The organism is Deinococcus radiotolerans (assembly GCF_014647435.1).
Classification (GTDB): Bacteria; Deinococcota; Deinococci; order Deinococcales; family Deinococcaceae; genus Deinococcus; species Deinococcus radiotolerans.
The window spans coordinates 81,663-94,327 of sequence record NZ_BMPE01000009.1; the positions used below are offsets into that span (position 1 = coordinate 81,663).

Annotated in this window: 12 protein-coding genes; 10 read left to right on the forward strand and 2 right to left on the reverse strand. The window is 71.6% G+C overall.

The annotated features are described in order from the left end of the window. The first annotated feature begins 96 nt into the window (after positions 1-96). The 10 genes from IEY63_RS14405 (at position 97) to IEY63_RS14450 (ending at position 10,705) form a co-directional block, all read left to right on the forward strand. Positions 97-1,080, forward strand: coding sequence for a proline racemase family protein (locus tag IEY63_RS14405; protein WP_189069696.1), 984 nt, complete (start codon positions 97-99; stop codon positions 1,078-1,080). Next, positions 1,077-2,183: an NAD(P)/FAD-dependent oxidoreductase gene (locus IEY63_RS14410; RefSeq protein ID WP_189069697.1), complete on the forward strand. Its 1,107-nt coding sequence runs from the start codon at positions 1,077-1,079 to the stop codon at positions 2,181-2,183. The genes IEY63_RS14405 and IEY63_RS14410 overlap by 4 nt, the downstream gene beginning before the upstream one ends. Further along, positions 2,176-2,430: a 2Fe-2S iron-sulfur cluster-binding protein gene (locus IEY63_RS14415; protein ID WP_189069698.1), complete on the forward strand. Its 255-nt coding sequence runs from the start codon at positions 2,176-2,178 to the stop codon at positions 2,428-2,430. Before IEY63_RS14410 ends, IEY63_RS14415 begins: the two co-directional genes overlap by 8 nt. Further along, on the forward strand, positions 2,420-3,760 hold the full coding sequence (locus tag IEY63_RS14420; RefSeq protein WP_189069699.1) for an FAD-dependent oxidoreductase: 1,341 nt from the start codon (positions 2,420-2,422) through the stop codon (positions 3,758-3,760). Before IEY63_RS14415 ends, IEY63_RS14420 begins: the two co-directional genes overlap by 11 nt. Further along, positions 3,757-4,662, forward strand: coding sequence for a dihydrodipicolinate synthase family protein (locus IEY63_RS14425; RefSeq protein ID WP_189069700.1), 906 nt, complete (start codon positions 3,757-3,759; stop codon positions 4,660-4,662). Before IEY63_RS14420 ends, IEY63_RS14425 begins: the two co-directional genes overlap by 4 nt. Beyond that, positions 4,659-6,212, forward strand: a complete 1,554-nt coding sequence (locus IEY63_RS14430; protein ID WP_189069701.1) for an aldehyde dehydrogenase (NADP(+)) — start codon at positions 4,659-4,661, stop codon at positions 6,210-6,212. Before IEY63_RS14425 ends, IEY63_RS14430 begins: the two co-directional genes overlap by 4 nt. Continuing rightward, positions 6,209-7,351, forward strand: coding sequence for a branched-chain amino acid ABC transporter substrate-binding protein (locus IEY63_RS14435; RefSeq protein WP_189069702.1), 1,143 nt, complete (start codon positions 6,209-6,211; stop codon positions 7,349-7,351). The genes IEY63_RS14430 and IEY63_RS14435 overlap by 4 nt, the downstream gene beginning before the upstream one ends. A 97-nt stretch (positions 7,352-7,448) precedes the next feature. Next, positions 7,449-7,637 carry a hypothetical protein gene (locus IEY63_RS14440; protein WP_189069703.1) on the forward strand — a complete coding sequence of 63 codons (189 nt, stop codon included), beginning with the start codon at positions 7,449-7,451 and terminating at the stop codon, positions 7,635-7,637. 294 nt (positions 7,638-7,931) lie between these two features. Continuing rightward, a complete protein-coding gene (locus tag IEY63_RS14445; RefSeq protein WP_189069704.1) occupies positions 7,932-9,332 on the forward strand; it encodes a sensor domain-containing diguanylate cyclase in 1,401 nt (466 codons plus the stop codon). Between the two features lie 347 nt (positions 9,333-9,679). Then, on the forward strand, positions 9,680-10,705 hold the full coding sequence (locus IEY63_RS14450; protein WP_189069705.1) for a LacI family DNA-binding transcriptional regulator: 1,026 nt from the start codon (positions 9,680-9,682) through the stop codon (positions 10,703-10,705). A gap of 137 nt (positions 10,706-10,842) precedes the next feature. Here IEY63_RS14450 and IEY63_RS22470 read toward each other — a convergent pair whose 3' ends face one another. Both IEY63_RS22470 and araA read right to left on the reverse strand, forming a co-directional pair. After that, entirely contained in the window at positions 10,843-10,971 is a 129-nt protein-coding gene (locus tag IEY63_RS22470; protein WP_268239664.1) for a hypothetical protein, read from the reverse strand. Between the two features lie 177 nt (positions 10,972-11,148). Further along, on the reverse strand, positions 11,149-12,657 hold the full coding sequence (gene araA / locus IEY63_RS14455) for an L-arabinose isomerase (protein WP_189069706.1): 1,509 nt from the start codon (positions 12,655-12,657) through the stop codon (positions 11,149-11,151). Positions 12,658-12,665 lie beyond the last annotated feature (8 nt).

A 12,665-nucleotide genomic window follows, 5' to 3' on the forward strand; every position in this document is an offset into this window, starting at 1 on the left:
GCCCTGATCCGGCGGGGTGAGGACTGTGCAGAATGCGTCGCGTCAGGCCGGGATTCTGTACAAGACGGGCCGGGCGCCGCTGCCTATCGTGAAGGCATGGTTCAATTCAGTCCGGCGCGCGCCACGCGGCGTGTGCGCTTCATCGATTCTCACACGGCGGGCGAGCCGACCCGGGTCGTGCTGGACGGCTTCCCCTCGCTGCCCGGCGCGACGCTGGCCGAGCAGCGTCAGGCCCTGGGGGGCGACTTCGACGCGTGGCGCGGCCTCGTGAACCTCGAGCCGCGCGGGAATGACGTGCTGGTCAGCGCGCTACGCGTGCCCGCCCGGGCGCCGGGCTGCGTGGCGGGCGTCATCTTCTTCAACAATGTGGGCCCGCTGGGCATGTGCGGGCACGGCACCATCGGCCTGGTGACCACGCTGGCGTACCTGGGTGAGATCGGGCCGGGCGCGCACCGCATCGAGACGCCGGTGGGTGTGGTCGCGGCCACGCTGCGTGACGACGGCCGCGTGAGTGTACAGAACGTCCCGGCCCACCGCGCCCGGCGGGACGTCACGGTGAGCGTGCCGGGCCTGGGGGACGTGCGCGGGGACGTCGCCTGGGGCGGCAACTGGTTTTTCATCACGGAGGTGGACGGCCGCGGGCTTCACGTGGACCACGTGGCGGACCTCACCGACCGGGCCGCCCGGATCCGGCAGGCGCTCTGCGCGGCGGGCGTGACGGGTGACGGCGGCTCGGAGATCGACCACATCGAACTGTCCGGCCTGGTGGGTGGCGTCTCCCGGAATTTCGTGCTCTGCCCCGGGAACGCGTACGACCGCAGCCCCTGCGGAACCGGCACGAGCGCCAAGATCGCGTGCCTGGCCGCGGACGGTCAGCTCGCCCCGGGCGAGCGGTGGGTGCAGCAGAGCGTGATCGGCACAGAATTTGAAGGCGAGTACCGCTGGGCGGACGGTCAGGTGCAGCCCACGATCACGGGCCGCGCCTACGTCACCGCCGAAGGTGAACTGATCGTGCAGCCCGGCGATCCGTTCGCCTGGGGCATCCGGCCCGGGGCTGAGCCGCAGGCGGCCTCCCGGTGACGGGACAGGCCGTGGTGGTGGGCGGCGGTATGGTCGGCGCGGCCTGCACGGACGTCCTGGCCCGCCTGGGCTGGCAGGTCACGGTCGTGGAGTCCGGCGCGGTCGGGGGAGGGGCAACCGCGGCCGGCATGGGTCACTTGGTGGTCATGGATGACAGTCCGGCGCAGCTGGCGCTGACCAGTTTAAGCCTGACCCTGTGGGACGCCCTGGCGCCGCAGCTGCCCGCCCAGGCGGAGTACCGCCGGTGCGGCACCCTCTGGATTGCCAGTGATGAGACCGAGGTGCGGGGCGCGCAGCCCAAGCAGCGGCAGTACCACGCCGCTGGCCGGGACGCGACCCTGCTGGACGCGGCGGAACTCGCGCGGCTGGAACCGGCGCTGCGGGGGGGGCTGGCGGGCGCGCTGCGCGTGCCGGGCGACGCGGTGGTGTACGCCCCGGTCGTCGCCCGGTTCCTGATCGAGCGGGCCGGCGCGCAGGTGCGCCGCGACGAGGTGACCGCCCTGGAGGACGGGTGCGTGCGCCTGCACCGCGGCGGACCGCTGCGGGCTGATCTGACCGTGGTGGCGGGCGGTGCGGAAGCGGCCCGGCTGCTGCCCGAGGTGCCGCTGCGTCCCCGGCGGGGCCAGCTGGTGATCACCGAGCGCACCGACCTGCCCGTGCGGCATCAACTGGTGGAACTCGGGTACCTCCGGAGCGCGCACGGCAGTGACGAGGACAGCGTGGCGTTCAACGTGCAGCCGCGCCCCACCGGGCAACTGCTGATCGGGTCCAGCCGGCAGTTCGGTCCGGCCGGCCGCGACATTGACTGGGCCCTGCTGCGCCGCATGCTGGGCCGCGCCGCGGAGTTCCTGCCGGCCCTGGCTGACCTGTCGGCGCTGCGCATCTGGACGGGGCTGCGCAGCGCCACCCCCGATCACCTGCCGGTGGTGGGATTCCACCCGGACCGGCCCGGCCTGTACCTCGCCGTGGGGCACGAGGGCCTGGGCATCACCACGGCCCTGGGCACCGCGGCGCTGCTGGGCGCGGACATCACGGGCGGGGCGTCCCCGCTGCCCGGCGTGGATCTCGGCCTCGGGCGTTTTACTGGAGCCCTTCATGCCTGAACTGACCGTAGAGGGCCGCGCGGTCACCGTGGCGGACGGCGTGACGGTCCTGGCAGCACTGCAGAACCTGGGCTTGCACGTCACGCGCCGCAGCGGGCGCGGTGAGGCGCGCGGCGCGCTGTGCGGCATGGGCGTGTGCGCCGAGTGCCGCGCGCTGGTGAACGGCGTGCTGGTCCGCACCTGCCTCACCACCGCGCAGGCGGGCCTGACCGTCGAGCGGGTGGCGGAGGTGCGCGGTGACCGCTGAGCGCGCCGACGTCGTGGTCGTGGGGGCCGGACCCGCTGGCCTGCAGGCGGCCCGGACCGCCGCGCAGGGCGGCGCGGCCGTCCTGCTGCTCGACGCCGGGCCCGGTCCGGGCGGGCAGATCTGGCGTGGCCTGAGCCCCGCGCAGGCCGGCGTAGCCGGGGCGCTCCTGCGGGACGTGCAGGCCCTAAAGGTCACGCACCTGAGCCGCGCCGAGGTGAGCCTGGCCACCGCCGGGCCCGCCGGAGGCTACGACCTCGTCGTGGTCACGCCGGGCGGCCTGCGCCACATTCACGCGCCGAAACTCATCCTGGCCACGGGCGCCACGGAACGGTTCCTGCCGTTCCCCGGCTGGACCCTGCCGGGCGTGGTGGGCGCCGGCGGCCTGCAAGCCATGACCAAGAGCGGCCTGGTCATCCGGGGCCAGCGGGTTGTGGTGGCCGGCACCGGGCCGCTGCTGCTCGCGGTGGCGGCCAGTCTCCGGGATAGGGGCGCGCAGGTGGTGGCGGTGGCCGAACAGGCCCGCTGGCCCGACCTGGCCCGCTTCAGCCTGCGCGCCAGCCGCCTGCCCGGCAAGGGGCGCGAGACGCTGGCCCTCGCCACGCGCCTGCGCGGCGTGCCCGTCTGGCCCGGCACGTACCCCCTGCGGGCCGCCGGTGAGGACCGCGTGACGTCCGTGACCCTGCGCCGCGGCCAGCGGACCGTGACGCTGGACTGTGACTGGCTGGCCGTGGGTTTCGGCCTGGTGCCGGACACGCGCCTGGCGGTCCTCCTGGGGTGCGAATTGCAGCGCGGCGCCGTGCAGGTCGGGGATCAGCAGCAGACCAGCCGCCCGGACCTCTACGCCGCCGGCGAGCTCACCGGGGTGGGCGGGGTCGACCAGGCGCTCTTGGAGGGCTTCACGGCAGGCTGCGCCGCCACGGGTCAGCAGGAGCGGCTGGCGGCGGTCGCTGACCGCGCCGCGGCCCTGCGCGCCTTTCAGGGCACGCTGGAGCGCTCCTTTGCCCTGCGGCCCGAACTGCGGGCGCTGCCTGAACCGGACACGGTCGTCTGCCGCTGCGAGGACGTTCCCTTCAGCGCGCTGCACCGCTGCGCCTCCTGGACGGACGCGAAGATCCAGACGCGCTGCGGCATGGGCGCCTGCCAGGGCCGCGTGTGCGGCCCGGCCACCACGGCCCTCTTCGACTGGATCTTCACCGGCGTGCGGCCCCCCCTGACGCCCCTGCGGCTCTCGGATCTCTTGCAGGCTGCCGAGCCCCGGGCTGAACCGCCCCGCCCGGCCGCTCCCACCCCCCCCGCCCCCACTCCATTTCCCGAGGAGGAAATCGCATGACCCAGCCCACACTGTTTGAAGGTGTTTTTCCCGCCATCACCACCCCGTTCCAGGCGGACGGGACGGTCGATCACGACTTCCTGAGTGAACACGCCCGGTGGATGATGCGCGCCGGCAGCCGCGGCATCGTGCCCCTGGGGTCCCTCGGTGAGGGCAACACCCTGGAAGAAGCCGAGAAGACGGCCGTGCTGCGCACCCTGGTCAGCGCGCTGGGGAGCGCCCCGGTGATCCCGGGTATCGGCAGCCTCAGCACGGCCGGCGCGGTGCGGCTCGCCCAGGCCGCCCAGGACGCCGGCTGCCAGGGTCTGATGGTTCTGCCGCCCTACGTGTACACCAGCGACTGGCGCGAGATGAAAGCGCACATGGCGGCCGTGATCAGCGCCACCGACCTGCCCGTCATCCTGTACAACAATCCCATCGCGTACCGCACGGACTTCCAGCCGGCCCACATCCTGGAACTCGCGCAGGAGCACGCCAACGTGCGCGCCGTGAAGGAATCCAGCGCGGACGTCCGCCGCGTGACCGCGCTCGCCGCCACGCTCCCCGCGCACGTGGAACTGATGGTCGGCGTTGACGACCTGCTGCTCGAAGGCGTGGCGGCCGGCGCGACCGGTTGGATCGCCGGCCTCGTCAACGCCTACCCCGCCGAGAGCGTGCAGCTGTTCAACTTGGCCAGGGGCGGCCAGCTGAAGGAGGCCGCTGACCTGTACCGCTGGTTCCTGCCGCTGCTGCGCCTGGACACCGGCATCAAGTTCGTGCAGCTGATCAAGCAGGTGCAGGCTGAGGTGGGGCGCGGCAGCGCCCAGGTCCGCGCGCCCCGCCTGCCGCTGACGCCCGACGAGGTCCGCGAGGTGCAGGGCTTGGTCGCGCAGGCCTCGGCCCGGCAGCCCGCGCTGGTATGACCGCCCCACGCACCTTCCACGCGGTGAACCCGGCCACGGGACGCCCCCTGGAGCCCGGCTTCCCCGTGACCTCCCCGGCCGAACTGGACCGGTTGGTGGGCGCCGCCGGGCAGGCCGCCCGGCCGTACGCCCGCTGCCCTGGCGCGCGCCGGGCCGAGTTCCTGCGGGCCGCGGCCGATCAGCTCACCGCGCGCACCGAGGACCTCGTCCGGTGCGCGGCGCAGGAGACTGCGCTGCCCGAAGCCCGCCTGCGCGGCGAAGTGCAGCGCACCGCGCATCAACTGCGGCTCTTCGCCGACACGGCCGAGGAGGGCTCCTGGGTGGACGCGCGGCTGGACCGGCCCGACCCGCAGCGCACGCCCCCCAGACCGGACCTGCGCAGCCTGCGGGTGCCGCTGGGCCCGGTCGCGGTGTTCGCCGCCAGCAACTTCCCCCTGGCATTCAGCGTCGCGGGCGGCGACACGGCGTCCGCGCTGGCGGCAGGCTGCCCGGTCGTGGTCAAGGCCCACCCGGCGCATCCCGGCACGTCTGCCCTGGCCGCCCGCGCCCTGATGGACGCAGCGGAGGCCACCGGCATGCCCCGGGGCGTTTTCGGCGTGGTATACGACGACGGCTTCGACCTCGGGCTCGCCCTGGTCCGCCACCCACTCATCCGCGCCGTGGGGTTCACTGGCTCGCGCGCCGGGGGCCTGGCCCTGCTGGCCGCCGCCCAGGCGCGCCCCGTGCCGATTCCGGTCTTCGCAGAGATGAGCAGCGTCAACCCCGTGATCCTGAGCGAGTCGGCCCTCACCGCCGGCGGTGACGCCCTCGTCCAGGGGCTGGCCGGCAGCGTCAGCGGCTCGGGCGGCCAACTCTGCACCCAGCCGGGCCTGATCTTCGTGCCCGCCGGCCCGGCCGGCGATCACTTCCTGCGCCAGCTGGCCGCGCGTCTGGACGCCACGCCCGGGTGCACCCTGCTCTCAGGCGGCATTCACGCGGCCTTCACCGCCGGCACGGCCGCCCTGGCCACGCAGGCGGACGTCCGGCCCCTGCACGCAGCTGTCCGTGACAGCCCAGCAGCGCACAGTCAGCTGTTCGAAGTGGACCTCCCGGGTCTCCGCGCGGCCCCAGAGCTGACCCGTGAGGTCTTCGGTCCGGTCAGCCTCGCTGTGCGCTACGGGCACCTCACCGACCTGCCCCCGGTCCTGCAGGCCATGGAGGGCCAGCTGACCGCCACCCTGCACGCTCGCCCCGACGAACTGCCCGCGTGGCAGCCCGTCCTGGACGTCCTGACGGACCGGGCCGGGCGCGTCATTCTTAACGGCTTCCCCACCGGCGTCGAGGTCGGGCACGCAGTGGTGCACGGCGGGCCCTTCCCCGCCACCAGCGACGGCGCCAGCACCAGCGTCGGCACGCGCGCCACCGACCGCTTCACCCGGCCCTTCGCCTACCAGGATTTCCCCGACCACACGCTGCCGCCAGAACTGCAAGACGCCAACCCCCTCGGCCTCTGGCGCCTCGTGGACGGCGTCCGGACCCAGCGCCCCCTGACCCCGGAGTGTTCACCATGAAAACTGCCGCCCTGCTGCTCCTGACCGCCGCGCTGACCGGCACCGCCAGCGCCCAGACGACCATCAAGCTCGCCACCATCTCCCCCCTGTCCGGCCCGCAGTCCGACATGGGCCTCCAGCTGCGCAACGGCACGCAACTGGCCGTGAACGCCTACAAGGCCAAATTCAAGGCGCTCGGCTTCGACCTGCAACTCGTCGCGTACGACGACCAGGCCGATCCCGCCACCGGCACGGCCGCCGCGCGCAAACTGGTGGCCGACCGGGACATCCTCGCCGTCGTCGGCACGCTGAACAGCGGCGTGGCCATTCCCGTCAGCAGCGTCCTGGCCAGCAGTCACGTGACCATGGTGTCTCCCCTGAACACCGCCAACGAGGTCACCGACCGCGGCCTGAAGAACGTCAACCGTATCGTCGCCCGCGTGGACGCCCAGGGACCCGCCGCCGCGAGATTCATGATCAACTCCCTCAAGGTCCGCAAGGTGTACCTCCTGAACGACAAGACCACGTTCGGCGAGGGCCTCGCCGGGGAAGTCGAGCGGGCCCTCCAGGCCGGCGGCGTGCAGATCCTGGCGAACGAAGGGACCGAGGAGAAAACGGACTTCTTCAGCGTCGTCGCCAAGATCAAGTTGCAGAAACCGGACGCCATCTACTTCGGCGGCATGTACAGCCAGGCGGGCGTCTTCGCCAAGCAGCTGCGCGAGGCGGGCATCCTCACGCCCATCGTCGGCGGCGACGGCTTCGACAGTGCCGACCTGCTGACCATCGCCGGCGCCGGCGCCGAACGGATCTACTTCACGACCATCGCCGCGCCGCCCGCCTCGCTGCCCGCCGCGGCCACCCTGGCCACGCAGTACCAGAAGACGTTCAGCCGTCCCCTCCAGGGCTTCGGGATGTTCTCCTACGACGCCGCCAGCGTGGCCCTACAGGGCATCCTCGCGGCCATGCCCGCCAAAGGCACCCGGCCAAGCCGGGAACAGGTCGAGCGGGCCACGCGGAACCTGACGGTCACCGGCCTCATCTCCGGCACGGTCAGCTTCAACAGCGTCGGCGACCGCAGGAACGTCAAGCTGTACGTCCTCCAGGTCACCAACAAGACCTTCAAGCTGGACACCACAGTCGACGTGGTCTCGCGGCCCTGAACGCCAGCGGGCAGCCACGCCGAGTCCCGAGTCACGCCGCGCCCGCCCGCTGCGCCGGTCAAGTCCCCGGCCCGCTGATCGGCCCCAGGAGGAGTGAATGTCCGCGACGTACCCCCCGACCACCGGTGCATCCAGCCGCGCCGCCCTGCTGACCACCTGCGCCACCTGCACGCGGCAGGCCTGGCGCCGCCTCACCGCCTGCACCTCCGTCCTGTGGCGGCGGACCTGGCCCGACCACGAGGTCCTCGCCGAACGCTGGGACCTCTGGGCCATCCACAACCACTGATGTAAAAACCCGGCACTTGGGGTTACCGCGCCCGGCCGGGACATCAGCACCAGCGGCCCGGAACGCTTCCTGTGGGGGCCGCTGGCCGACATCAGTACCCGAGCCTGCACGCCCTCCAGCCAACTGCGGGGTCTCCAGGCTCCTTCTGGGCTGGCCCGGCGGGCCGGGAAGGGCAGCTCCACCCTTCCCTTGACTTGGCACCGCGTGACAGCTCCGACGGCCTGGGCGCCCGCGCACGTTCAGCGCGGGAGAACGCGCACTTCACAGCCCGGCGATCGCACATACTGCGGAGCGATGACCCCCGCAGACCTCACCCACCGGCTGCGTCGCCTCGGCCTTCAGGGGCCGCCGGCCACCCTGGACGATCCGCAGGGCCTGCTCCGGCAACTGGAACAGACCGTCCAGCTGCTTGAGGACGCCACGGAGACCCTGACGGCCGTGCAGGTCGCCTACGATCACACGGCGAGCCTGCTGGCCGTGCTCAGCGTCGACGGGCGGCTCCTGAACGTGAACCGCGCCGCTCTCGACCTGATTCAGGCCGCGCGGGAGGACCTGATCGGCCAGCCCTTCTGGACCACGCCCTGGTGGCGCAGCTCGCCCGCCGCGCAGCAGCAGCTTCAACAGGACATCGGCCGGGCCGCCGGTGGCGCCGTCATCAGCGGCGTCCTGCACCTGCACCTCGCGGACCGGACCGTGACCGTCGAGTACCACCTGATCCCCGTGCGCCGTCAGGGGCAGTTCACTGGCCTGCTGGTCGAGGGCCGGAACGTGACCGAACACGCCCGGCTCGTCGAGACCCTGCACCAGGAGCGGGCCTTCCTGAACGCCGTGCTGGACCACATGCAGGACGGCGTTGTGGCCTGCGACGCGCACGGCACCCTGACCGTCTTCAACCGGGCCACGCAGGACATGCACGGCCTGCCGCAGCGGCCCCTGTCCCCCGAGGACTGGAGTGGCGCGTACGACCTCTTCCAGGCGGACGGCCACACGCCGCTGCGGCCGGAACAGATTCCGCTGTACCGGGCGCTGCACGGAGAAGCCGTTCAGGACAGCCTGATGGTGATCCGCCCGGCGGCGCGCGCGCCACTCCTGATCAGTGCGTCCGGGCAACCCCTGCGCGGCGAGGACGGTTCACTGCTCGGCGCGGCGGTCGTGATGCGGGACGTCACTGACGAGCAGGCCAGTCGCGCGCAACTGGAGCATGCCGCCACGCACGACGCCCTGACGGGCCTGCTCAACCGCGCCGCATTGACCGGCGCCCTGCACAGCAGCCAGAAACCGGGGCGGCACCGGGACGTAGCTGCGCTGCTCTTCCTCGACCTGGACGGCTTCAAATCCATCAACGACGCGCACGGGCATCACGTGGGTGACGAGGTGCTGCAGGTGGTGGCCCGGCGCCTGACCAGCAACCTGTACGGGGGCGACCTGGTCGCCCGGCTCGGCGGGGACGAATTCGTGGCGGTCCTGGCCGGTCCGTGCACCGCCACTCAGGCGCAGATGGCCGCCGAGCGAGTCCTGGCGGGCCTCCGGGCGCCGGTGATGAGCAGTGCCGGCACGCTGCACCTCTCGGCGTCCATTGGCCTCGTCACGGACCTCCGCGGCGCCTCCCCAGACGAACTGCTGGACCGCGCCGACCGGGTGATGTACCAGGCCAAGAAGGCGGGGAAGAACCGGGTCGTGCCCGAGGAGCCCTGAGGCGGGCGGCGGGGCCAGCGGAGCGCCAGCAGGGGGAGGGATGGCAGGTCCATCCTGCATGCAACTCGCTGGGCCCACGGCGTCCAGCCGTAAAGAGAATGCTACGGAACGCCCCCTCCATCCGTTGAAGGACTGCTGCGGTCCGCATCGCTCGTGCTCGCCCCGTCCCCTAGGTCGGGTGGAGTCCAGGCGGCCTAGGTGGACTCCTGCCAATGTGTTCAGTCCCTCCTCGAATGGAGGCTGACCCGGCCCGATCTGCTCGGAAGCTCGGCTGCACGGTCTGTCCGGGTTGACGCTTGCACCCGATCAACGGATCGCCTATCGTGTGAACGATCACAGGAGAAGGTATGTCTGCTACCGCCGCACCACCACGCGTCACCATCCACGATGTCGCCCGGCACGCTGGTGTGTCACATCAGACGGTGTCCCGGGTGCTCAATGAACACCCCAGCGTTGCCCCCACCACGCGGCACAGGGTGCTGGAGGCCATTCAGGTCCTGCGCTACCACCCGAACCTCGCCGCGAGAAGTCTGGTCACGCAGCGGTCCGGCACGCTGGGCATCGTCGGACATGGCCTGCCGCACTACGGCCCGGCCCAGATGATGGTCAATATCGAGCAGGCCGCCCGCAGCCGCGGCTACAGCGTCACCCTGGCCAGCATTCCCGAACTGCGGGAAGTTGAAATCGAGCGCGCCATCATGGAACTGCGCCGTCAGAACGTCGACGGCATGATCCTCATCACCAACCTGCTCGGCGTGGACATCACCCGCATTCAGCGGCTTTGCGGAACGGTGCCGTTCGTGCTGGTCGATCTTCCGGACTCCGGCACGGCCGCCGGAGCCACCATTGACCAGGAGGCTGGGGCGCGGCTGGCGGCCGAGCATCTCATCGCACTCGGGCATGAGCGGATCGCGCTGCTCCTCGGGCCTCAGCGCTGGCACGACGCGCGGCTGCGCCTGGACGGCTGGCACTCAGCCCTGAAGCGCGCGAACCTCAGCCCGGTGGCCACCCTGGAAGGCGACTGGAGTGCCGCCAGCGGCTTCGGCCTGACGCAGGAACTCCTGGCCGGGCGCGTGCCGTTTACGGCCCTGCTGGTCAGCAACGATCAGATGGCCCTGGGCGCTCTGTGGGCCCTGCACGAGCGGGGCATCTCCGTACCGGACGACGTGTCGATCGTCGGCTTCGACGACATTCCGGAAAGCCGCTTTTTCCACCCGCCGCTGACCACCGTGAGGCAGGACTTTGCGGCCCTCGGCGCGCTGAGCCTGGCGGCCCTCGTGAAAGCCATCGAGGAACCGGACGTTCCGGCCACCCCCGCCGTGATCCAGCCCGAGTTGATCGTCCGCGCCAGCAGCGCCCGCGCGCGGTCCTGACCACCTCGCGCGCCACAGCCTGGTCTGGTGGCCCGCTGCTGGTGTGAGCGGCTCTGGATTCTTCGGCGTTCGGACCTCAGCGCACCCTGAGCGTGCTGAATGTGTGGCGTGGTGCGGCCGGTAGGAGCGCAGGCGGGTCAGGAGGGTAGCAGCCCCGCCAGACCGCCGCGTTCACGCACCAGGTGCCGGGCCTGTTCACCGCGCCCGCGCCCCACCTTGAGGCCGTGCAGGTCCGGCAGCAGTTCCTCAGGGATCAGCTGCGCCATCAGACTGTCATCCAGCGGGCTGTGGGGCAGGTTCTTGGCCTGCGCTCGGACCTGAGTTGTCTGAAGGCGCAGCTGAAGTGCCCCCTCTGAGCCCTCCGGGAGCCCCGGTCGTGCGTGGGCAGCGGGGCAGGACCCTCGGCACACCGGACGACGGGGGGCCCCTGCGCCTTCTGTGGTTCAGGCGCGCAGGCCCTGGCCCAGCACGTAGTACAGGTCATTGAACCGCAGGTCCTGCCGGAAGTCCCGCAGCGTCGTGCGGCCGTCGATGACCGCGCATTCCACGCAGGCGATGGCGGCGAAGTCCTCGATGTGCTCGGCGGTCACGGCGTAGCTGTACCCGGTGTGGTGCGCGCCGCCCGCGTAGATCCACGCGGCGCACGCGGTCTTGAAGTCCGGCTGGCATTCCCACACGGTTCGCGCGACCGGCAACCTGGGCAGTTCGGGATGCTCGACCGCTTCGACCTCGTTGACAATCAGCCGGAAGCGGCTGCCCAGGTCGACCAGGGACACGTTGATGGCGCGGCCCGTGTGCGCGTCGAACACGAGGCGCGCCGGGTCTTCTTTGCCGCCGATGCCCAGCGGGTGCACCTCGATGCGGGGCCGGTGGGCGGCAATGCTGGGGCAGATTTCGAGCATGTGCGAGCCGAGCACCTGATGCTGGCCGGGCGCGAGGTGGTAGGTGTAGTCCTCCATGAAGGACGTGCCGCCCGGGAGGCCGTGCGCCATGACCTTCATCGCGCGGACCAGCGCGGCCGTCTTCCAGTCGCCCTCACCGCCGAAGCCGTACCCGTCGGCCATGAGGCGTTGCGTGGCCAGGCCCGGCAGCTGGCGCAGCCCGTGCAGGTCCTCAAAGGTGTCGGTGAAGCCCTTGAAGCCGCCCTCGCTCAGGAACGCCCGCAGGCCCAGCTCGATGCGGGCCGCTTCGCGCAGTGAGCCCGCGCGGGCGCCATCGGGGCGCAGGTCAGCGGGCACGTCATATTCATCCTGGTAGGTGGCCAGCAGGTCCGAGAGGTCCTGGTCGCGCACGGCGTTCACGCGCTGGACGAGGTCACCGACGGCGTAGGTGTTCACCTCGAAGCCGAAGCGCAGCTCGGCGCTGACCTTGTCGCCTTCGGTGACGGCGACAAAGCGCATGTTGTCGCCAAAGCGGGCAAATTTTGCACCCTGAAGGTCGTGCCAGGCCCACGCGGCGCGCGCCCACACGCCCAGCCGGGCCTGCACCTCGGGGTCCTGCCAGTGCCCGACGACGACCTTGCGCTCCAGGCGCATGCGGGTGTGCAGGAAGCCAGCCTCGCGGTCGCCGTGGGCGGCCTGGTTGAGGTTCATGAAGCCCATGTCGATGTCGTTCCAGGGCAGGTCGCGGTTGAACTGCGTGTGCAGGTGGCAGAAGGGTTTGCGCAGGTGGCTGAGCCCGCCAATCCACATCTTCGCGGGGGAGAAGGTGTGCATCCAGAGGATCAGGCCCGCACACGCCGGGTCGCGGTCCGCTTCCAGGCAGAGTGACCGGATCTCGTCCGGGGTGGTCATGACGCCCTTGAAGGCCACGGGGAGGGGCAGGTCGCTGCTGGCGTCCAGCACCTGGGCGACCTGGCGGGCGTTGTGGTCGACCTGCGCGAGGGTGTCGGGGCCGTACAGGTGCTGTGAGCCGCAGACGAACCAGAGGTGGGGGTGGGTGAGGTGCTGCATGGTGGGGT

Excerpts from the sequence above, each read along its gene's own strand:
- IEY63_RS14405 (WP_189069696.1), top strand. The coding sequence starts at position 97 with ATGGTTCAATTCAGTCCGGCGCGCGCCACGCGGCGTGTGCGCTTCATC.
- IEY63_RS14415 (WP_189069698.1), top strand. The coding sequence starts at position 2,176 with ATGCCTGAACTGACCGTAGAGGGCCGCGCGGTCACCGTGGCGGACGGC.
- IEY63_RS14425 (WP_189069700.1), top strand. The coding sequence starts at position 3,757 with ATGACCCAGCCCACACTGTTTGAAGGTGTTTTTCCCGCCATCACCACC.
- IEY63_RS14430 (WP_189069701.1), top strand. The coding sequence starts at position 4,659 with ATGACCGCCCCACGCACCTTCCACGCGGTGAACCCGGCCACGGGACGC.
- IEY63_RS14435 (WP_189069702.1), top strand. The coding sequence starts at position 6,209 with ATGAAAACTGCCGCCCTGCTGCTCCTGACCGCCGCGCTGACCGGCACC.
- IEY63_RS14440 (WP_189069703.1), top strand. The coding sequence starts at position 7,449 with ATGTCCGCGACGTACCCCCCGACCACCGGTGCATCCAGCCGCGCCGCC.
- IEY63_RS14445 (WP_189069704.1), top strand. The coding sequence starts at position 7,932 with ATGACCCCCGCAGACCTCACCCACCGGCTGCGTCGCCTCGGCCTTCAG.
- IEY63_RS14450 (WP_189069705.1), top strand. The coding sequence starts at position 9,680 with ATGTCTGCTACCGCCGCACCACCACGCGTCACCATCCACGATGTCGCC.
- IEY63_RS22470 (WP_268239664.1), bottom strand. The coding sequence starts at position 10,971 with ATGGCGCAGCTGATCCCTGAGGAACTGCTGCCGGACCTGCACGGCCTC.
- araA (WP_189069706.1), bottom strand. The coding sequence starts at position 12,657 with ATGCAGCACCTCACCCACCCCCACCTCTGGTTCGTCTGCGGCTCACAG.